Below are 18,328 nucleotides of genomic sequence, written 5' to 3' on the forward strand. Positions count from 1 at the left end.
ATATGGAGCGGCACTCGGTCAGCCGGCTGATCGGTGCGCCCCCGGGCTACGTCGGGTTCGACCAGGGCGGCCTGTTGACCGACGCGGTCGACCAGAACCCGCACTGCGTACTGCTGCTCGACGAGATCGAGAAGGCGCACCCGGACCTGTTCAACATTCTGCTGCAGGTGATGGACAACGGGCGGCTGACCGACCAGCACGGCAAGACGGTCGACTTCCGCAACGTCATCCTGATCATGACGACCAACGCGGGCGCGAGCGACATGGCGCGCGAGACGGTCGGCTTCGGCAACCTGACGCGCGAGGGCGAGGACGAGCAGGCGGTGCAGCGGATGTTCACGCCCGAGTTCCGCAACCGGCTGGATGCGATCGTGGCGTTCGGTTACCTGCCGCCCGAGGTCGTGGCGCGGGTGGTGGACAAGTTCATCCTCCAGCTGGAACTCCAGCTCGCCGACCGCGACGTCCACATCAAGCTGGACGACGAGGCGAAGAAGTGGCTGACCGACAAGGGCTACGACAAGCTCTACGGTGCGCGCCCGATGGGCCGGTTGATCCAGGAGAAGATCAAGCAGCCGCTCGCCGAGGAACTGCTGTTCGGCAAGCTGGTCCACGGCGGCGAGGTGACGGTCAAGCTCAAGGACAATGCACTCGCCTTCACGATTGAGCCGGCGGCACCCAAGCCCAAGAAGAAGGGCGGCAAGAGGGCGACCGTCAAGGCGTGAGCCGCGATGAGCGTTGAACGGGACGAGCCTCGGCCGGGTGACTGGCCGGGGTTTTCTTTCGTTGGATCGCCCCGTTTGCGTCGCCCCGGCGTTGAGCCGGGATCCCGCTTCTATCTGTCACCGCCGCTGAGAAGAAGCGGGACCCCGGATCAGGTCCGGGGTGACGAGTGGATGGGGAGATGGGTCGTGCCGAGCGGGCTCGGCGATGCAGGCCCGCCCGCAGTTCAGCTGGCGAGCGCCTCGCTGAAGTGGCGGCGGCACAGCGCGACGTAGCGGTCGTTGCCGCCGATCTCGGTTTGCCTGCCCTGCGCGATCGGGCGGCCGGCGTCGTCGACGCGCAGGTTCATCGTCGCCTTGCGCCCGCACGCGCAGACCGACTTGATCTCGACCAGCGAGTCGGCGAGCGCGAGCAGGCGCGCGGAGCCGGGGAAGAGCTGTCCCTGGAAGTCGGTGCGCAGGCCGTAGGCGAGCACCGGCACGCCGAGCGTGTCGGCGAGCCAGGCGAGTTGATCGACCTGCGCGTCGGTGAGGAACTGCGCCTCGTCCACCAGCACGCACGAGACCGGCGCGCGGGCGTGCTGTCCGGCGACCTCGGCGGCGATGTCGGTGGCGGCGTCGAATGGGGTGGCGGGGGCGGACAGGCCGATGCGCGAGGTGATCGTGCCCGCGGCGAAGCGGTCATCGATCGCGGCGGTGAACAGCATCGTCGCCATGCCGCGCTCGCGGTAGTTGAAGTCGGCCTGGAGCAGGTTGGTCGACTTGCCCGCGTTCATGCTGGCGTAGTAGAAATATAGTTTGGCCACCGCCGCCCCGCGTTATTCGGCGTCGAGGTCGCGCGCGACTTCCGGGCGACGCAGCAGCGCGTCGATATGACTGCCCGCGTCGAAACTCTCGTCGGCCAGGAACTTCAGCTTCGCGGCGTATTTGTTCTGCACGCGGTGCGCGACCTCGCGCTGGAGATAGGCGGTATTGGTGCGCAGCGCCTTCAGCACCGCCTCCTCGTCGCGGCCGAGCAGCGGCTTCACGAACACGGTGGCGTGGCGCAGGTCGGGCGACATGCGCACTTCGGTGACGCTGACCATGTGCTTCGCCAGCGTCTCGTCGTGCACGTCGCCGCGCTGGAGGATCTCGGACAGGACGTGGCGCACCTGCTCGCCGACGCGCAGCGTGCGGACGGATTTTTCCTGCGGTTCTTTGTTCATCTGCAAAAACTCCCTCTCCCCCCTGGGGAGAGGGGCGGGGTGAGGGGTAGAAACCTCATAGAGGGCGGCGCGTAGCTCAGCCCCTCACCCAACTCTCTCCCCGCGGGGGAGAGGGTTTTATGCTTATCAGAGCGTGCGCTCGCGCAGCTCGACCTCGTAGGTCTCGAGGTAATCGCCTGCCTTGATGTCGGTGAAGTTCTGCGTGAACGTGACACCGCATTCCAGACCGGCGCGAACCTCCGCCACGTCGTCCTTGAAGCGACGAAGCGACGCGATCTCGCCCTGGTAGATGATGACATCCTGACGCGTGATGCGCGCCTTGAGCGACTTGCGGATGACGCCGTCGGTGACGAGCAGACCCGCCGCGCGACCGTGCTTGCCGGCCGAGAAGACCTCGCGGATCTCGGCGCGACCGACCACCGTCTCGAACGCCTCCGGTCCGAGCTCGCCCGCCATGCCGGCGCGAATCTCGTCGATCAGGTCGTAGATGACGTCGTAATACTTCAACGCCACCTTCTGCCGCTCGGCGATCTCGCGCGCCTTGGCGTTGGCGCGGACGTTGAAGCCGATGATCGGCGCGCCACTGGCACCCGCGAGCGTCACGTCGCTCTCGGTGATGCCGCCGACGCCCGAGTGGAGCACGCGCGCGCGGATCAGGTCGGTCGAGATCTTGTTGATCGACGCGACGATCGCCTCGACCGTCCCCTGCGTGTCCGCCTTGACGACCAGCGGATACTCGATCGCCTTGTTCGCGGCGAGCGCGGAGAACATGCTCTCCAGGCTGGCGGGCGCGGTGGTGGTGCGCTTCTGCGTCAGCACGCCCTGGCGATATTCCGCCACCTCGCGCGCGCGCTGCTCGTTCTCGACCACCTGCATCTGGTCGCCCGCCGACGGCGTGCCGGTAATGCCGAGCACCTCGACCGGCATCGACGGACCCGCGACCTTGAGCTGGCGCCCCTTGTCGTCGACGATCGCGCGGACCTTGCCGCTCTCCGCGCCGACGACGAACACGTCGCCGACCTTGAGCGTGCCGCGGGTGACGAGCACGGTCGCGACCGGACCGCGGCCCTTGTCGAGCTTCGCCTCAACCACGCTGCCCTCGGCGTCGCGATCGGGGTTGGCGCGCAGTTCGAGCAGCTCGGCCTGGAGCTGGATCTTCTCGATCAGGTCGTCGAGCCCGGTCTTCTTGATTGCGGAGACTTCGACGTCCTGCGTCTCGCCGCCCATCTCCTCGACCTGCACGTCGTGCTCGAGCAGCCGCTCGCGCACGCGCTGCGGGTTGGCGTCGTGCTTGTCGACCTTGTTGATCGCGACGATCATCGGCTTGCCCGCCGCCTTGGTGTGGTTGATTGCCTCGATCGTCTGCGGCATCAGCCCGTCGTCGGCCGCGACCACCAGCACGACGATGTCGGTCACATCGGCACCGCGCGCGCGCATGGCGGTGAACGCCTCGTGGCCCGGGGTGTCGAGGAAGGTGACCTTGGACTTGTCCTTGAGCGTCACCTGGTACGCGCCGATGTGCTGCGTGATGCCGCCGGCCTCACCGCGCACCACGTCGGTGCCGCGCAGCGCGTCGAGCAAGCTGGTCTTGCCGTGGTCGACGTGGCCCATGATCGTGACCACCGGCGGACGCGGCTTCAGATCGTCGTCGGCATCCGGCGCGGTGTCGAGCGCGAGATCGATGTCCGAGTCAGACACGCGCACGATGTTGTGACCGAACTCGGTCACCAGGAGCTCGGCGGTGTCCTGATCGATCGACTGCGTCATCGTGACGGGCATGCCCATCTTGAACAGTGCCTTGACCAGGTCGGCGCCGCGCTCCGCCATGCGGTTGGCGAGCTCCTGCACCGTGATGACCTCGGGCACCTGCACGTCGCGGACCTGCTTGGCCTGCGGCTCGCGCGGGCCGCCGAAGCCGCGCTTCTCCTTCTCGCGCGCGCGCTTCAGCGCGGCGAGGCTGCGCGCGCGGGCGCCGTCCTCGTTCAACGCGCGGTTGACGGTCAGCTTGCCGCCGCGGCGCTCGTCCGACTTGCGGTCGCGCTGCTGCGGGCGCGACGGCGGCGCGGTGCGCGAGGCCATCGTGCCGGCGGGCATCGGACGCGCGGCGTTGCCGCCAGCGCTCGCGCCGGCCTGCGGGGTAGCAGCAGCGGCCGCAGGCTTCGGCTCGGGCTTGGGCTGCGGCTTGGGGATCTCGGGACGCGCGACCGGCGAGAAGCGGCGCGGCGCGGGCATCGCGGGATCGCGGGCGAGCTCCACCGTCGGACGCGCCGCGGGTGCGGGCGTCGGGGCAGGAGCGGGTGCCGGGGTAGGGGCGGGCTCGGCTGCCTCGACCGGAGCGGGCGCCGGGGTCGCGGCGGGCGCGGCTTCTGGCGTCGCGGTCGGCTCGGGCGCGGGCGGCGTCTCGCGCACCACCGGACGGAAGCCGCGCGCACCCATCGGGGTCGCGACGGTCGGTGCCGGGGCCTCCTCGGGTGCAGGCGCGGGCGCCGGGGTCGGCGCGGGCGTCGGTTCGGGTGCGGGCGTCGCGGCGGTCAGTGCCGCCTGCGCCTCGGCCTCGGCGCGGCGCTTCTCGTCGGCGCGCGCGCGCTCGGCCTCGGCAGCCTGCTGACGCTCGCCTTCCTGGCGACGACGCGTTTCCTCCAGCGCGTGCATGCGCTGTTCCTCGGCCTCGCGAAGCAGGCGTGACTGGCGCTCCTGCGCGGTCTCGTTGCTCACAGGCGCGCGCTGCGGCGCGGCGGCCTGCGGTGCCGCGGGGGCGGGTGCCGGCGTCGGTTCGGGCGCGGGCGCCTGCTCAGGGGCCGCGCCTTGCGGACCGAGCACGCGGCGACGCTTCACCTCGACCACCACCGTATTGCTACGGCCGTGGCTGAAGCTCTGCTTCACCTTGCCGGTCTCGACCGTGCGCTTCAGCCCCAGGGGTGCACGCATTCCGAGTTTCGGCTTGTCGTTGTCGGTCTCGCTCACTCAAATTCCTCGTTCATCGTCACGGCCGTAGGCATCCGGTCGGGACCGGGCGCCGATGCGCCTTGCGAGGCCGTTTCGCAAGGTGCCGGGGTAGGATCAGGGCCGATAAAGTGCAGCCAGCGACCGAGCGCCTCGCCCAGTCGATCGGCCGCCGCGCGGTCGGTGACACCGATATGTACCACATTCTCGCGGCCCAGCGCCAACGACAATATGGGGCGCGCGAGGGGAAGAACCAGACCCTTCAAGTCGCTTCCTTCACGATCGGAGCCGACGCGCCACGCCTGCGCGAGCTTGCGCGCGCCGTCCTCGCCCGCGTCGGCGGCGTGGAAGAGCGCGCGCACCTGGCCGCCGCGCGCCGCCTTCTCGATCCGCTCCGCACCCGTCAGCAGGTGACCGGCGCGCGCCTCCAGCCCGAGCCGGTCGAGCGCGTTCTTCTCCAGCGCGGTCTCGATCTGCTGCGGCAGCGTGTCCGCGACCTGCATGTCGCTCGACTTGAACGCGCGCGCGAGCGCACCGCGCAGGCGACCCTTGACGTAGGCGGCTTCTAGCTCGCCGCGCGTCACCCCGATCCAGGCGCCGCGACCCGGCGCCTTGGCGCGGACGTCGGGGTAGACCTGGTTATCGGGGCCGAGCACCAGCCGCACCAGCGCGTGCGCAGGCGCACGGTCGCGGGTCAGGATGCAGGAGCGGGTGGGGCCGTCTATCTCAGACGGGACGGGCGCCTCATGATCGGGGTTCCGCATGTGCGTCTCCCTTGTCGGAAGCGGCAGGAGCGGGCGAGTCGCGGTCGGCGATCAACTGCCCGCCCGCGCCGTAGTTCTCAGGCGACACTTCCTCGATCACGACCTGCACCGCGGCCGGGTTCTTGCCCAGCCGCGCGACCAGCGAGGAGGTGACGTCAGCCACGATCCCCGCCTTCTGCGCCTTGGTCGCACTGCCTGCGAGTCGGATCGACACGAACGGCATTAGTCGCGCGCCGCCTCCTGAACCGCGGGCTCGGCATCCTCGCGGGCCTGCTCGTCGGCCTGATCCGCCGCGGGCTCGTCCTCGAACCAATGCGCGCGCGCGGCCATGATCATCTCGTTGCCCTGCTCTTCGGTCAGGCCATAGGCACCGAGCACGCCGCCCTTGTGCTCCGGACGCTTGGGCGCGTCGTCGTTGCGGCGACGCGGCTCCTGGCGCTTCTTCTCGATCAGCTCGTCGGTGGCGAGGTCGGCGAGATCGTCGAGCGTCTTGATCCCCGCCTTGCCGAGCGTGACCAGCATCGCCTCGGTCATGTAGGGCAGCTCGGCGAGCGCGTCCTCGACGCCTAGCGCCTGGCGCTCCTCGCGCTGCGCGGTCTCGCGCCGCTCCAGCGCTTCCTGCGCGCGGCTCTGCAGCTCCTGCGCCAGGTCCTCGTCGAAGCCCTCGATCCCCGCCAGTTCGTCGAGTTCGACGTAGGCGACTTCCTCCAGCTCGCTGAAGCCCTCGGCCACCAGCAGCTGCGCCAGCGTCTCGTCGACGTCGAGCTCGTTCTGGAACGTGTCCGAGTTCTTGACGAACTCGGCCTGACGCTTCTCGCTCGAGTCGGTCTCGGTCAGGATGTCGATCGCCTTGGCGGTCAGCTGCGACGCGAGGCGCACGTTCTGGCCGCGGCGACCGATCGCGAGGGAGAGCTGATCGTCGGGCACGACCACCTCGATCCGGTCCTCTTCCTCGTCGATCAGCACGCGCGCGACGTTGGCGGGCTGCAACGCGTTGACGACGAAGGTCGCGGTGTCGGGCGACCAGGGGATGATGTCGATCTTCTCTCCCTGCATCTCCTGCACCACCGCCTGGACGCGGCTACCCTTCATGCCGACGCACGCGCCGACCGGATCGATCGAGGAATCGTGGCTGATGACGCCGATCTTCGCGCGGCTGCCCGGATCACGCGCGGCGGCCTTGATCTCGATGATGCCGTCGTAGATCTCGGGCACTTCCTGCGCGAACAGCTTCTTCATGAAGTCGGGATGCGCGCGGCTGAGGAAGATCTGCGGACCGCGGTTCTCGCGCACCACCTTCAGGATCAGGCTGCGGATGCGGTCGTTGACGCGCACCACCTCGCGCGGGATCTGCGCGTCGCGGCGGATCACGCCCTCGGCGCGGCCGAGGTCGACGACGATGTGGCCGAACTCGACGCGCTTGACGACGCCGGTGATGATCTCACCCGCGCGGTCCTTGTACTCCTCGAACTGGCGCTCGCGCTCGGCATCGCGCACCTTCTGGAAGATCGTCTGCTTGGCGGCCTGCGCCTGGATGCGGCCGAACTCGATCGGGGGCAGCGGATCGACCAGGAAGTCGCCCAACTCGGCGCCGTCCTGCAGCTTCTGCGCGCCCTTCAGGTCGACCTGCTTGTAGATGTCATCGACCTGCTCGACCACCTCGACGACGCGCCACAGCCGCAGGTCGCCGTTGTTGGGATCAAGCTTGGCGCGGATGTCCATTTCCTGACCGTAGCGCGTGCGCGCCGCGCGCTGGATCGCGTCCTCCATCGCCTCGATGACGATGCCCTTGTCGATCATCTTCTCCGACGCGACCGAATTGGCGATCGCGATCAGTTCCGCGCGGTTCGCGGTGACGCCCGTGGCCATCTTACTGACTGTCCTCTTCTTCGAATTCTTCTTCTTCCGCGCCCTCGAGCGAGAGCGGGACGGTGGCGGCGATCAGCCGGTCGGTGAGCAGCAGCTTCGCGTCGGCGACCTGGTCGAACCCGATCGTCATCGGCTCGTGCTTGCGCACGTCGATCGTGATGCGGTCGTCCTCGACACCGACAAGATCGCCGGTCAGTTGCTTGCGCCCGTCGACCGGCGCGGTCAGGTGGATGCGGGCCTCGTGCCCCTTCCAGTCCTGGAAATCCTGCAGCCGCGTGAGCGGGCGGTCGATGCCGGGGCTCGATACCTCAAGCCGGTACGCGCCGTCGATATAGTCGCGCCCGGCCTCTTCCGCCGCGTCAAGCTGGTCGGAGATGCGGCGCGACAGATCGGCGCAATCGTCGATCGTCAGCTGGCGCGTGTCGGGACGCTCGGCCATTACCTGCAACGTGCGCTCGTCACCCTTGCCGAACAGGCGCACGCGCACCAGCGCGAAACCGAGCGCCTCGGCCTCGGGTGCGATCATGGCAGAAAGGGCGTTTACATCGTCCAAGCGGATCATCCGAACATGCGTTTGTCGCCGCCGCGGAGCAGGCCCCGCAGCCCCTTGCACCTCGCGATGTAAGAGAAAGCACGGATGATATAGCCCGAACGCGGCGCCCTCGCAAGCCGGCAACGCTTCGTGACATGCCCGGGCCGGAACAATCCCGCGCGGCTCGCCTTTGTTGCTGATGACACCACGTCCAATGGGGAACAAATCCGTGCGCCTGATCGCCTTCACCGCCGCGCTGCTCGCCTCCACCGCCTGCTCGGCCCAGCCGCAGGGGCAAGTGGGGGCAGGGGCGGGTGCGGCCAGCACCGTCACTCCGGCTGACGTGACGAAGGGACCGCAAGGCCCGCAGGTCGCCGGCAGCAACGATCCGGTGCCCAAGAACGCACCCGCGCCGACCGCGACCAACGTGCCCGCGACGACCGGTCGCGCGAACACGCCCGCGACCCAGCCGCCGGTCGCGATCGCGGAGATGGGGCAGTTCGACGCGCCCTTCTCGATCGCGTTCCTGCCCGACGCCAGCCTGCTGGTCACCGAGAAGGCGGGCGCGCTCAAGCACCGCGCGTCGGACGGGCGCGTGACCGACATCGCTGGGGTGCCCGCGGTCGCGGGCGGCGGGCAGGGCGGGCTGCTCGACGTCGCGCCCGCGCCCGATTTCGCCACCAGCCGCACGATCTACCTGACCTACGCCGAGCCGCGGCCGAACGGCGGGTCGAGCCTAGCGCTGCTGCGCGCGCGGCTGGACGGCGAGCAACTGCGCGACGGGCGCGTGATCTGGCGCGCGGGGTCGGACGGGCCGGGCGGGCAGTTCGGCGCGATCATCGCCTTCGCGCCCGACGGCAAGTCGCTGTTCCTGACCTCGGGCGAGCGGCAGCGCTTCACGCCCGCGCAGGACCCGGAGCAGTTGCTGGGCAAGATCGTGCGGCTGACGCCGGACGGAAAGGCGTGGCCGGGCAACCCGATGTACAAGGCGGGCGGCGCGCGCGCGATGACCTGGTCGAGCGGGCACCGTAACCCTTATGGCCTCGTCTTCGCGCCCGACGGCCGGTTGTGGGAAGAGGAGATGGGGCCGCGCGGCGGCGACGAGCTCAATCTGATCGAGCCGGGCAAGAATTACGGCTGGCCGTTGGTGTCGAACGGCGAGAATTACTCGGGCGTCGAGATCCCCGATCACCCGTCGCGCCCCGAGTTCCAGGCGCCGGTAGCGTGGTGGAACCCGGTGATCTCGCCCGGCGGCATGATCGCCTACACCGGCGCGATGTTCCCGCAATATCGCGGATCGCTGTTCATCACCGGCCTGTCGAGCAAGTCGCTGGTGCGCGTGGCGGTGAACGGCGATCAGGCGCGCGCGGCGGAGCGCTGGGACATGGGCGAGCGCATCCGCGACGTGGCGCAGGCGCCCGACGGCGCGATCTGGGTGATCCAGGACGGCGGCAAGGGTGCGGCGGGCAAGCTGCTGCGCCTGACGCCCAAACGCTGAGCCGCGCGCGCTCAGTCGCGCTCGATCAGATAGTTCATCCGCGCCGCCGCGATCGGGCGGGCGCGGTCGTCCTGCCACGCGAACGCCTCGACGTTGGCGACGCGGGTGCCGAGCCGGGTGATCGTGCCCGCCGCGCGCGTCTCGCGGTCGCGCCCGCCGCGCATGAAGTCGATCGTGACGTTGATCGGCTTGACGCGCGCGCCACCTTCCTCCGCCAGCGCGTGGTGGAGCGCGGCGATCGCCGCGACCTCGAGCAGGCCCGAGATCGCGCCACCCTGCAGGAAGCCGGGGCGGCCGACGACGCCGTCGTGGAACGGCATGACCATGACGGGCGAGCCGTCCTCGGCCTGTTCCAGCACCGCGCCGAGCACCGCGGCATAGGGGGGCAGCTTCATGCCTGCTGCTCCTTCGTGGCGGCGGCGCGCGACGGGCGGGGGTACTGGCCGCTCGGGATCATGAAGGTGGCGGCGACGTGCGCGATCGGATCGTCCGGGTCGCCGTCGTGCGCGATGCCGCGCGTGAACGCGATCGAGCGCGCGACGCGCAGGCACTCGGCGCGGCCGATCACAATGTGGTCGGGGCGCGCGGGGCGCAGATAGTCGATCCTGAGATCAAGCGTCGCCTGCGGCACGAACACCTGTATGTCGTTCCACACCGCGAAGCTGGTCGCCATGTCCATCATCGCGATGATCGGCCCCGAGGCGATCACCCCGCTCTGCTCGTCGCCGATCAGCGCCGGCGAGTAGGGCAGAGCGAGCTCGATCCAGTCGTCGCCGCGCGCGTGGAAGCGGATGCCCAGTCGCCCGCCGTGCCCGCCGAACTTGGCGAGGTCGAGCTGGTCGAGCGTCATCGAGAACGGGTCCCATTTCATGCGTCGTCACCTACACCGCGCGGGCGTTCAGGCAAGGTTCGAAGCCGGTTGCGGGACACGGGCGCGCGCGCTAGCCCGTCAGGCCACGACTGGGCGAGGGGCACGCACATGACCGACACGCACGCCGCGACCGACGCGGGCAGCAGCGACCGCGTCTCAATCACGCTGGCGGACGGCATCGCCGACGTGCGGCTGACCCGCGCCGACAAGATGAACGCGCTCGACCCCGCGATGTTCGCCGCGCTGATCGAAGCGATCGAGCGGTTGAAGGGGATGCGCGGCGTGCGCGCGGTGGTGCTGTCGGGCGAGGGGCGCGCCTTCTGCGCCGGGCTCGACATGGCGTCGATGGCGGGTGGTGGATCGGGGCTGCGGCTGGACGAGCGGACTCATGGGCACGCCAACACCGCGCAATATGTCTGCACCGGCTGGCGCGAGCTGGGCGTGCCGGTGATCGCCGCGATCCACGGCGTCGCGATGGGCGGCGGGTTCCAGCTGCTGTCGGGCGCCGACATCCGCGTCGCGCATCCGGCGACCCGCATGGCGATCCGCGAGACCTACTGGGGGCTGGTGCCCGACATGGGCGGCTTCGTGCTGTGGCGTGGCACCGCGCGCGAGGACGTGCTGCGCGAGCTCGTCTACACCAGCCGCGAGTTCAGCGCCGCGGAGGCGCAGGGCTGGGGCCTCGTCACTCACGTCGACGACGACCCGCACGCCCGCGCGATGGCGATCGCGCGCGAGATCGCGGATCGCAGCCCGAAGGCGGTGCGCGCGGCCAAGCGTATCTTCAATGCCGTGCCCGACATGGACGCCGCCGCGATCCTGCTGGCGGAGAGCGAGGAACAGCTCGCGCTGATCCGCAGCCCCGAGCAGATCGAGGCGGTGCGCGCCAACATGGAGAAGCGCGCGGCGGTGTTCGAGGACTAGGCGCGGGCGGGATCGCCCGCGGGCGCGCGCATCAGCTTGCCCGACAGCGCGGCGCGGAAATCGTCGGGGATGCCGCCCTCTTTCGGGTCGGTCATGACGAGCACCGTGTCGCAGGTCGCGATCGCGCAACCGTTCTGGTGCATCACCGCGTGGATCTCCCACGACCGCGTGCCGATCCGGCCGATCCCGGTCGCGATCTCGACGTCGGCGGGAAAGCTGCCCTCCGCGAGGTAGTTGACCGCGTTCATCGCCACCACCGCGCGAAAGCCGTCGTCGCGGTTGAAGCGGCCGAGCGTCCAGTTGAACCGCACGCGCGCGGTCTCGAACAGCGCGGCGAAGGCGACGTTGTTGATGTGCCCCATCGCGTCCAGGTCCCCGTAGCGCGTCGGCACCGTTTCGCGCGCCGGGTAGGAGTCGAGGTCGAGGCGGTAGGGGGCGGGGCGGGGCATGGCGGCTTTCTGAGTGGGGGGTGAAGCTTGGTTCGTCATCCCGGCTGTGAGCGGGAGCGGGCTAGTTGATTAATTGCGGAGTCGCCGCTGGGGTGGTTCCTGACCGACTGATCTCACCGTCATCCCGGACCTGATCCGGGATCCCGCTGCCTTCTGCCTGGTCCAAGAAGCGGGACCCGGGATTAAGTCCGAGGCGACGAGGGGATGGGCACTGGCTGGCTGGGAATGTTTCAGTTGATTGGTTAGGCGAACAGGCGGGCGGCACGGGCCGGCGCGGGAGCAAGTCCCGCGCCGTCGGACGGGTTCGGCGTGGCCGACCCGCCGGCCGGCTTCGCGCGTGGGCGGCGCAGCGTGCGCCGGTCCCGCGCTTCAGCGCGGCGCCATCCTGATCCCACCGTCCAGCCGCACGTCCTCGCCATTAAAATAGCCGTTCTCGATCATCAGCAGCGCGAGCGCGGCGTATTCCGGCGGGTTGCCGAGCCGCTTGGGGAAGGGGACCGAGGCGGACAGCGCGTCCTTCACGTTCTGCGGCGCGGCGGCGAGCAGCGGGGTGTTGAAGATGCCGGGCAGGATCGTGTTGACGCGGATCGCCTCGCCCATCAGGTCGCGCGCGATCGGCAGCGTCATGCCGACGACGCCGCCCTTCGACGCCGAGTACGCCGCCTGGCCGATCTGCCCGTCCTCCGCCGCGACGCTGGCGGTGTTGACGATGACGCCGCGGTCGCCGTCCTCGGTCGGATCGAGCGTCAGCATCCCCGCCGCCGACTTGGCGATGCAGCGGAACGTGCCGACCAGGTTGATTTGGATGATCGCGTTGAACGCGTCGAGCGGGAAGTGCTTGATCGAGCCGTCTTCCTTCGATCGGCTCGCGGTCTTGATCGCGTTGCCGGTGCCCGCGCAATTGACCAGGATGCGCTCCTGCCCGTTCTCCGCGCGCGCTTTCTCGAACCCGGCATCGACCGACGCCTCGTCGGTGACGTTGACGCGGCAGAACACGCCGCCCAGCTCCTGCGCGACGGCCTCGCCCTTGTCCGCGTTCAGGTCGAACAGCGCGACCTTGACGCCCTTCGCCGCCAGCGCGCGCGCGGTCGCCTCGCCCAGCCCCGAGGCGCCGCCGGTGATGACCGCCGATATCGTGTTGTCGAGTTTCATTATGTCCCCTTTCTCTTTGTCTCAGGCCGCGTCGACGCGCTCGATAATCGTCACGTTGGCGACGCCGCCGCCCTCGCACATCGTCTGCAGCGCGTACCGCCCGCCGCGGCGCTTGAGCTCGTGCACCAGCGTCGCCATCAGCTTGGTGCCGCTCGCGCCCAGCGGATGGCCGAGCGCGATCGCGCCGCCGTTGACGTTCAGCTTCTCCGGATCGGCGCCGGTGTGCTTGAGCCACGCCATCGGCACCGGCGCGAACGCCTCGTTGACCTCGTACAGGTCGATGTCGTTGATCGAGAGGCCCGCACGGCTGAGCGCCTTGTCGGTCGCGAACAGCGGCTCCTCCAGCATGACGACCGGATCGCCCGCGGTGACGGTCAGGTTGACGATCTTCGCCAGCGGCGTGAGTCCGTATTTCTCCACCGCCTCGCCGCTCGCGATCAGCACCGCCGAGGCGCCGTCGCAGATCTGGCTGGAGGAAGCGGCGGTCAGCACGCCCTTCTCGGACAGCAATTTGACCCCCGCCATGCTCTCCGCGCTGGCGTCGTAGCGGATGCCCTCGTCGCGGGCGTGCTGCGCGCTGCCCTCGGGCGTCTCGATCTCGATCGCGACGATCTCGTCGGCGAAGCGGCCCGCCTCGCTCGCCGCCATCGCCTTCTTGTGCGAGGAGAGCGAGTAAGCGTCGGTGTCCGCGCGCGAGAAGCCGTATTTGCGCGCGATCATCTCCGCGCCGACGAACTGGCTGAACTGGATGCCCGGATACTTCTCCTCCAGCCCCGGCGACTTGTTCTTGCCGAGCCCGGCGTCGTAGAACAGCTTGTAGGTCGAGCCCATCGGCACGCGCGTCATGCTCTCGACGCCCGCCGCGATCACCACGTCCTGCGTGCCCGACATCACCGCCTGCGCCGCGAACTGGATCGCCTGCTGCGACGAGCCGCACTGGCGGTCGATCGTCACCGCCGGAGTCGATTGCGGCAGCCTCTTGGAGGCGAGCACCGCGTTGCGCCCGACTTGTCCCGCCTGCTCGCCGCCCTGGCTGACGCAGCCCATCACCACGTCGTCGATCGCCTCGGGCGGGATGCCGCTCCGCTCCACCAGCGCGTCGAGCACGTGCGCGGCGAGGTCGACCGGGTGGACCCCCGCCAGTTTGCCGCCGCGCCGCCCCCCGGCGGTGCGCACCGCATCGACGATAAAAGCCTCCGCCATCTTCCGCCTCTCCATAACAGATGTTATCTCGCGCCCTGATTACGCGAAACGACGCGAACGGCAAGAGCGGAGACGGTGCGAATGGACGTGACACAGGCGATCGCGGCCAGGCGCTCGGTACGCGGCTACCTCGATCGCGCGGTCGAACCGGCCTTGCTCAAGCAGATCGCGATCGAGGCCGCGCGCGCGGCGACCGGCGGCAACATCCAGCCGTGGCACGTCGACCTGATCCACGGCGACACGATGCGGCGGTTGAAGGAGATCATGGCGGACAAGCTGGCGCGGCGCGAGAAGGAAGCGCCCGGATACGACATCTATCCCAAGGAGATGGACGACCTTTATCGCCAGCGCACCTTCGCGATCGGCGAGGAGATGTACGGCCGCCTCGGCATCCCGCGCGAGGACAAGCGCGCGCGCGCGATCTGGTTCGCGCGCAACTTCCAGTTCTTCGGCGCGCCCGCCGCTTATTTCGTCACGGTGGACCGCCGCATGGGGCCGCCGCAATGGGCCGATCTCGGCATGTACCTGCAGAATTTGATGCTGCTCGCAGTCGAGCATGGCCTCGCGACCTGCCCGCAGGAATGCTGGGCGATGTTCCCGCAGACGGTTGAGACGTTCCTGTCGACGCCGGCGGAGCGGATGCTGTTCTGCGGCGTCGCGATCGGGTACGAGGACACGGACGATCCCGCCAATCTGACCCGCTCGGCGCGCGCGCCCGAGAAGGAGTGGCTGACGATCAGCGCGTGATCGCGCGCATGCGAGAAATTTGACCTCGATCAAGCGCCGACGCGGTTGGAACACGACACACTTGCTGCCATGAGGGCGGCGATGGTTTCTCCCCTGCGCGTCGGCGTTCTCACCTTTCATCGCTGCATCAACTACGGTTCCTACTGGCAGGCGCGCTGCCTGGTGGAGGGGTTGCGCGCGCGCGGGCACGACGCGGTGCTGCTCGACCACCACGACGACGCGGTCGCGCGCGCCGAGTGGCGTTGCGCGTTCCAGCCGAGCCTGCCCGAGCGGTCGCGGACAGAGGACCTGCCGCGCTACAAGGAGAAGGGGCGCAAGTTCCTCGCCGCGTTCGACGCGCTGCCGCAGAGCGCGCGCTTCCGGCTCGACCAGCCCGAGACGCTCGACGGCTACGACGCGGTGGTCGTCGGCAGCGACGAGGTGTGGAATTTCCGCCACCCCTGGTACGGCGGCAAGCCGATCTTCTTCGGCGAGGGCGTGCAGGCACCGCGGTTGATTTCGTACGCGGCGAGCTTCGGCAACCACGACGCGGGCGACGGGATCGGGGCGGAGTGGGCGGAGCGGCTGGCGCGCTTCACCGCGATCTCGGTGCGCGACGACAATGCGCTGCGGTTGGTGGTCGAGGCGTTGGAACAGGAGCCCGCGATGGTGCTCGATCCGTGCCTGCAATTCCCCGAGGTCGCGCGCGCCGCGCCGGTCGAGGCGGAGCGGCCCTACGCGCTCGTCTACGGCCACGTCTTCCCGACGTGGTTGCAGCAGCAGGTCACCGCGTGGAGCCGACGCAGCGGCGTCGAGCTGGTCAGCCTCGGCTACCGCAACGACTGGGTCGATCGCCACCTGATCGAAGCGGGGCCGCTCGAGTTCGCGCAATTGATGGCGGGGGCGAGCGCGGTGGTGACCAATTTCTTCCACGGCTGCGTCTTCGCGCTGGTGGGTGGCAAGCCGCTCGTCACCTCGCCGAGCGAGTATCGCTTCAACAAGGTGCGCGACCTGACCGCCGCGCTCGACGCGCGCGAGCACGTCGTCACCGCCGACAGCGACGCGGCGGCGTTCGACCGCCTGCTCGGCACGCCGCCGGCGCCGCGCGTGGCGGCGGCGATCGCCGGCCTGCGCGCGCAGTCGAACGCGTTCCTGGACGTGGCGCTTGGCTGAGGCGCCCGCGCTCGCCGCACCCACGCCCGCCCCGCCCACGCTCGCGCCGCGCGACATCGTCCGCTCGGGGCTGTGCATCGGCTGCGGTGGGTGCGCGGCGGACGAGCCGCGCGCGACGATGGCGTGGGACAAGTACGGGCAGTTGAAGCCGACGGGCCCGGCGGACTGGTACGCCCGGCCCAGCGCCACCTTCGCCGCGCGCTGCCCGTTCTCGCCGAGTGCCGCGAACGAGGACGTGATCGCCGCCGCGCGCCTGCCGTCCGCACCGCACGCCGACGCGCGGATCGGGCGCTACGAGCACGCCTGGGTCGGGCACGTCGCGGAAGACACGTTCCGCGCCGACGGCAGCTCGGGCGGGATGGTCAGCTGGGTCGCCAACGAGCTGCTGCGCACCGGTTGCGTCGACGCGGTCGCGCACGTCGTCGCGACCGAGCCTGCGGGGGAGGGCGCGCGCTTCTTCCGCTACCGCCTGTCGCGCACCCGCGCCGAGATCGCGGAAGGCGCGAAGTCGCGCTACTATCCGATCGACCTGGCCGGGATCGTCGCCGAGATCCGTGCGACACCCGGCCGCTACGCGGTCGTCGGCATACCGTGTTTCATCAAAGCGGTGCAGCTGCTCCGCCGCAGCGATCCGGTGATCGCCGAGCGGGTGACGCACACACTGGGGCTGTTCTGCGGCCACATGAAGAGCGCGCGGCTGGTGGAGAGCTTCGCCTGGCAGCTCGACACCAGCGTGGAGCAGGTGCGCGCCGTCGATTACCGGATCAAGGACGCTGGGCGGCCGGCGAACTGGTACCGCGCGCACCTGACGATGGCGGACGGCAGCGCGCGGGCGCAGGATTGGTGGCACCTGGCGGACGGCGACTGGGGCGCGGGGTTCTTCCAGAACTCGGCGTGCAACATGTGCGACGACGTGGTCGCGGAGACCGCCGACATCGCGTTCGGCGACGCCTGGGTCGAACCCTATTCGGCGGACGGGCGCGGCAGCAACGTCGCGGTGGTGCGCTCGGCGGAGCTCGCAGCGCTGGTCGCTGACGCGGTGGCGGACGGGCGGCTCGCGCTGACCGAGGTCGACGCCGATTACATCGTCGGCACGCAGGCGGCAGGCTTCCGCCACCGGCGCGAGGGGCTCGCCTATCGGCTGACGTGGTGGCGACGCGGGATCACGCCGGTCAAGCGCGTCGCGCCCGGCGCGGGCACGCTGACACCGCGCCGCCGCCTGGTGTACCGTACCCGCGCGGTCATCGCGTGGTGGAGCCACCGGCTGTTCCGGCTCGGCCGGCGAACAGGCTGGCACGGCGTCTACCTGCGCCCGGCGAAGGCGGTGCTCACCTTCTACCAGGCGCTCGCCTGGTCGCAGGGGAAGCTCGGCACGTGGTTCGATCGCTGGGAGAAGCGCGGCTAGCGCGAACGCGCCGCACCGGCGAGGGTGCGCCGTCGCCCGGGTTTCAGCCGCCGAGTGCGGCCGAGATGCGCGCGAACGGCTCGCTCAGCGCGACGTGGAGTTGCGACGCCAGCACGTACGCGCCCCCGCCGGTCGCCGCGGTCAGCGCGATGAATTGCAGCGCGGAGGAGAGCCGCCGGCTCCGTTCCGCACGCGCGGCGACCGACAGCGGCGCCCGCGCGCGTCCGGCACCGCGCCGCTCGACGGCGTTGCTCGCACCCGTGCCCGCACCTGGGCGCTGCGCCAATCGCGGCTCGTTGACCAGCGCGTGGGCAGTGACGTTGTCCTGCGTGCGGATGCCGAACCGCGCCCCGCGTGCCCACGACACGCGGCCGATGATGATCAGGGTGCCGCGCCGGATGTCGACGTAGCTGCCGACCTCGAGCGCGCCGGTGCTGGAGATCACCAATAGACGCGGCGCTACCTGATGGATGCTGGCATCGCACCACGTCGAACCCACGTGCAAGCGGCAAGGTACGAGGACGGTCTCGCTCCGGCGTGCGTACATCTCGTAGTCCACGGGCTAGCGTAACAGCGAAGACCGCGCGGCGCAGCACCGCTTTTTTACAGATGGAGGCGAGCACGCGACGTATGAACCGGGCAAGCTGATCGCGACCGCTGGCCGTACTTGCGTCAACTGCTCGCCGGTGGCGCACCCCGCATAGCGAATGTGGGCACTCAGATCATTGGCAAATTTCGGTTCGACTGGAATAAGGTTGAGCTGAGTCTGACGCATCGCGATCGAATCAGAACCCGTTTTGTCATTGCTCGAGGGTGTTGCCGCTGCCTAGCGGCAGGGGCTGACGTGACCCCCATTTCTTCATCCACCTGGACCTAGAGACCGGCCCCTTGAAGG

At 69.7% G+C, this 18,328-nt stretch carries 19 protein-coding genes; 6 read left to right on the plus strand and 13 right to left on the minus strand.

Annotation, left to right across the window (positions count from 1 at the left end; all coding sequences use genetic code 11):
- Positions 1-722: AAA family ATPase (locus tag ACFDS6_RS14365; RefSeq protein WP_375272781.1), on the plus strand; the 722-nt coding region annotated here is incomplete at its 5' end.
- A 224-nt stretch (positions 723-946) separates the two neighbouring features.
- Here the strand turns inward: ACFDS6_RS14365 and ACFDS6_RS14370 are convergent.
- The 7 genes from ACFDS6_RS14370 to rimP form a co-directional block, all read right to left on the minus strand.
- Positions 947-1,525: a thymidine kinase gene (locus tag ACFDS6_RS14370; protein ID WP_375272782.1), complete on the minus strand. Its 579-nt coding sequence runs from the start codon at positions 1,523-1,525 to the stop codon at positions 947-949.
- A gap of 12 nt (positions 1,526-1,537) precedes the next feature.
- A complete protein-coding gene (gene rbfA, locus ACFDS6_RS14375; RefSeq protein WP_375272783.1) occupies positions 1,538-1,924 on the minus strand; it encodes a 30S ribosome-binding factor RbfA in 387 nt (128 codons plus the stop codon).
- Positions 1,925-2,050: 126 nt separating this feature from the next.
- The gene (gene infB / locus ACFDS6_RS14380; RefSeq protein WP_375272784.1) at positions 2,051-4,888 is read right to left on the minus strand and encodes a translation initiation factor IF-2; all 2,838 of its coding nucleotides are present in this window, start codon (positions 4,886-4,888) and stop codon (positions 2,051-2,053) included.
- A complete protein-coding gene (locus ACFDS6_RS14385) occupies positions 4,885-5,631 on the minus strand; it encodes a DUF448 domain-containing protein (RefSeq protein WP_375272785.1) in 747 nt (248 codons plus the stop codon). The genes infB and ACFDS6_RS14385 overlap by 4 nt, the downstream gene beginning before the upstream one ends.
- Entirely contained in the window at positions 5,612-5,854 is a 243-nt protein-coding gene (locus tag ACFDS6_RS14390; protein ID WP_375272786.1) for a 4-oxalocrotonate tautomerase family protein, read from the minus strand. Before ACFDS6_RS14390 ends, ACFDS6_RS14385 begins: the two co-directional genes overlap by 20 nt.
- Positions 5,854-7,500, minus strand: a complete 1,647-nt coding sequence (gene nusA, locus ACFDS6_RS14395; protein WP_375272787.1) for a transcription termination factor NusA — start codon at positions 7,498-7,500, stop codon at positions 5,854-5,856. Before nusA ends, ACFDS6_RS14390 begins: the two co-directional genes overlap by 1 nt.
- A gap of 1 nt (position 7,501) precedes the next feature.
- Positions 7,502-8,062: a ribosome maturation protein RimP gene (rimP, locus tag ACFDS6_RS14400; RefSeq protein ID WP_375272800.1), complete on the minus strand. Its 561-nt coding sequence runs from the start codon at positions 8,060-8,062 to the stop codon at positions 7,502-7,504.
- A 199-nt stretch (positions 8,063-8,261) separates the two neighbouring features.
- Between rimP and ACFDS6_RS14405 the strand changes: the two genes are divergently transcribed.
- Positions 8,262-9,530, plus strand: a complete 1,269-nt coding sequence (locus tag ACFDS6_RS14405) for a PQQ-dependent sugar dehydrogenase (RefSeq protein WP_375272788.1) — start codon at positions 8,262-8,264, stop codon at positions 9,528-9,530.
- Between the two features lie 11 nt (positions 9,531-9,541).
- Here ACFDS6_RS14405 and ACFDS6_RS14410 read toward each other — a convergent pair whose 3' ends face one another.
- Together ACFDS6_RS14410 and ACFDS6_RS14415 are read right to left on the minus strand one after the other, a co-directional pair.
- Positions 9,542-9,925 carry a PaaI family thioesterase gene (locus ACFDS6_RS14410; protein WP_375272790.1) on the minus strand — a complete coding sequence of 128 codons (384 nt, stop codon included), beginning with the start codon at positions 9,923-9,925 and terminating at the stop codon, positions 9,542-9,544.
- Positions 9,922-10,401: a PaaI family thioesterase gene (locus ACFDS6_RS14415; protein WP_375272791.1), complete on the minus strand. Its 480-nt coding sequence runs from the start codon at positions 10,399-10,401 to the stop codon at positions 9,922-9,924. Before ACFDS6_RS14415 ends, ACFDS6_RS14410 begins: the two co-directional genes overlap by 4 nt.
- Positions 10,402-10,509: 108 nt before the next feature.
- Here ACFDS6_RS14415 and ACFDS6_RS14420 point away from each other — a divergent pair, with 108 nt between their 5' ends.
- Positions 10,510-11,325 carry a crotonase/enoyl-CoA hydratase family protein gene (locus tag ACFDS6_RS14420; protein ID WP_375272792.1) on the plus strand — a complete coding sequence of 272 codons (816 nt, stop codon included), beginning with the start codon at positions 10,510-10,512 and terminating at the stop codon, positions 11,323-11,325.
- Here ACFDS6_RS14420 and ACFDS6_RS14425 read toward each other — a convergent pair.
- The 3 genes from ACFDS6_RS14425 to ACFDS6_RS14435 all read right to left on the minus strand — a co-directional run bounded on the left by ACFDS6_RS14425 (position 11,322) and on the right by ACFDS6_RS14435 (position 14,129).
- The gene (locus ACFDS6_RS14425) at positions 11,322-11,774 is read right to left on the minus strand and encodes an acyl-CoA thioesterase (RefSeq protein WP_375272793.1); all 453 of its coding nucleotides are present in this window, start codon (positions 11,772-11,774) and stop codon (positions 11,322-11,324) included. The two genes, ACFDS6_RS14420 and ACFDS6_RS14425, sit on opposite strands and share 4 nt — an antisense overlap.
- Before the next feature lie 369 nt (positions 11,775-12,143).
- Entirely contained in the window at positions 12,144-12,926 is a 783-nt protein-coding gene (locus ACFDS6_RS14430; protein ID WP_375272794.1) for an SDR family NAD(P)-dependent oxidoreductase, read from the minus strand.
- A 21-nt stretch (positions 12,927-12,947) separates the two neighbouring features.
- Entirely contained in the window at positions 12,948-14,129 is a 1,182-nt protein-coding gene (locus tag ACFDS6_RS14435; protein WP_375272795.1) for an acetyl-CoA C-acetyltransferase, read from the minus strand.
- Between the two features lie 81 nt (positions 14,130-14,210).
- Here ACFDS6_RS14435 and ACFDS6_RS14440 point away from each other — a divergent pair, with 81 nt between their 5' ends.
- The 3 genes from ACFDS6_RS14440 (at position 14,211) to ACFDS6_RS14450 (ending at position 17,433) form a co-directional block, all read left to right on the plus strand.
- Positions 14,211-14,876, plus strand: a complete 666-nt coding sequence (locus ACFDS6_RS14440; protein WP_375272796.1) for a nitroreductase — start codon at positions 14,211-14,213, stop codon at positions 14,874-14,876.
- A gap of 81 nt (positions 14,877-14,957) precedes the next feature.
- Positions 14,958-16,028: a polysaccharide pyruvyl transferase family protein gene (locus tag ACFDS6_RS14445; protein ID WP_375272797.1), complete on the plus strand. Its 1,071-nt coding sequence runs from the start codon at positions 14,958-14,960 to the stop codon at positions 16,026-16,028.
- Positions 16,021-17,433 carry a Coenzyme F420 hydrogenase/dehydrogenase, beta subunit C-terminal domain gene (locus tag ACFDS6_RS14450; protein WP_375272798.1) on the plus strand — a complete coding sequence of 471 codons (1,413 nt, stop codon included), beginning with the start codon at positions 16,021-16,023 and terminating at the stop codon, positions 17,431-17,433. Before ACFDS6_RS14445 ends, ACFDS6_RS14450 begins: the two co-directional genes overlap by 8 nt.
- A 43-nt stretch (positions 17,434-17,476) precedes the next feature.
- On the opposite strand, the gene ACFDS6_RS14455 is transcribed toward ACFDS6_RS14450, so the two are convergent.
- Positions 17,477-17,878 (minus strand): hypothetical protein, encoded by a 402-nt coding sequence (locus ACFDS6_RS14455; protein ID WP_375272799.1) that lies wholly within the window; start codon positions 17,876-17,878, stop codon positions 17,477-17,479.
- Positions 17,879-18,328: the final 450 nt, after the last annotated feature.

Origin of the sequence: Sphingomonas sp., from assembly GCF_042095875.1 — a bacterium.
Lineage (GTDB): Bacteria > Pseudomonadota > Alphaproteobacteria > Sphingomonadales > Sphingomonadaceae > Sphingomonas.

Excerpts from the sequence above, each read along its gene's own strand:
- rbfA (WP_375272783.1), bottom strand. The coding sequence starts at position 1,924 with ATGAACAAAGAACCGCAGGAAAAATCCGTCCGCACGCTGCGCGTCGGC.
- ACFDS6_RS14385 (WP_375272785.1), bottom strand. The coding sequence starts at position 5,631 with ATGCGGAACCCCGATCATGAGGCGCCCGTCCCGTCTGAGATAGACGGC.
- ACFDS6_RS14390 (WP_375272786.1), bottom strand. The coding sequence starts at position 5,854 with ATGCCGTTCGTGTCGATCCGACTCGCAGGCAGTGCGACCAAGGCGCAG.
- nusA (WP_375272787.1), bottom strand. The coding sequence starts at position 7,500 with ATGGCCACGGGCGTCACCGCGAACCGCGCGGAACTGATCGCGATCGCC.
- rimP (WP_375272800.1), bottom strand. The coding sequence starts at position 8,062 with ATGATCCGCTTGGACGATGTAAACGCCCTTTCTGCCATGATCGCACCC.
- ACFDS6_RS14410 (WP_375272790.1), bottom strand. The coding sequence starts at position 9,925 with ATGAAGCTGCCCCCCTATGCCGCGGTGCTCGGCGCGGTGCTGGAACAG.
- ACFDS6_RS14415 (WP_375272791.1), bottom strand. The coding sequence starts at position 10,401 with ATGAAATGGGACCCGTTCTCGATGACGCTCGACCAGCTCGACCTCGCC.
- ACFDS6_RS14420 (WP_375272792.1), top strand. The coding sequence starts at position 10,510 with ATGACCGACACGCACGCCGCGACCGACGCGGGCAGCAGCGACCGCGTC.
- ACFDS6_RS14425 (WP_375272793.1), bottom strand. The coding sequence starts at position 11,774 with ATGCCCCGCCCCGCCCCCTACCGCCTCGACCTCGACTCCTACCCGGCG.
- ACFDS6_RS14430 (WP_375272794.1), bottom strand. The coding sequence starts at position 12,926 with ATGAAACTCGACAACACGATATCGGCGGTCATCACCGGCGGCGCCTCG.
- ACFDS6_RS14435 (WP_375272795.1), bottom strand. The coding sequence starts at position 14,129 with ATGGCGGAGGCTTTTATCGTCGATGCGGTGCGCACCGCCGGGGGGCGG.
- ACFDS6_RS14440 (WP_375272796.1), top strand. The coding sequence starts at position 14,211 with ATGGACGTGACACAGGCGATCGCGGCCAGGCGCTCGGTACGCGGCTAC.
- ACFDS6_RS14445 (WP_375272797.1), top strand. The coding sequence starts at position 14,958 with ATGGTTTCTCCCCTGCGCGTCGGCGTTCTCACCTTTCATCGCTGCATC.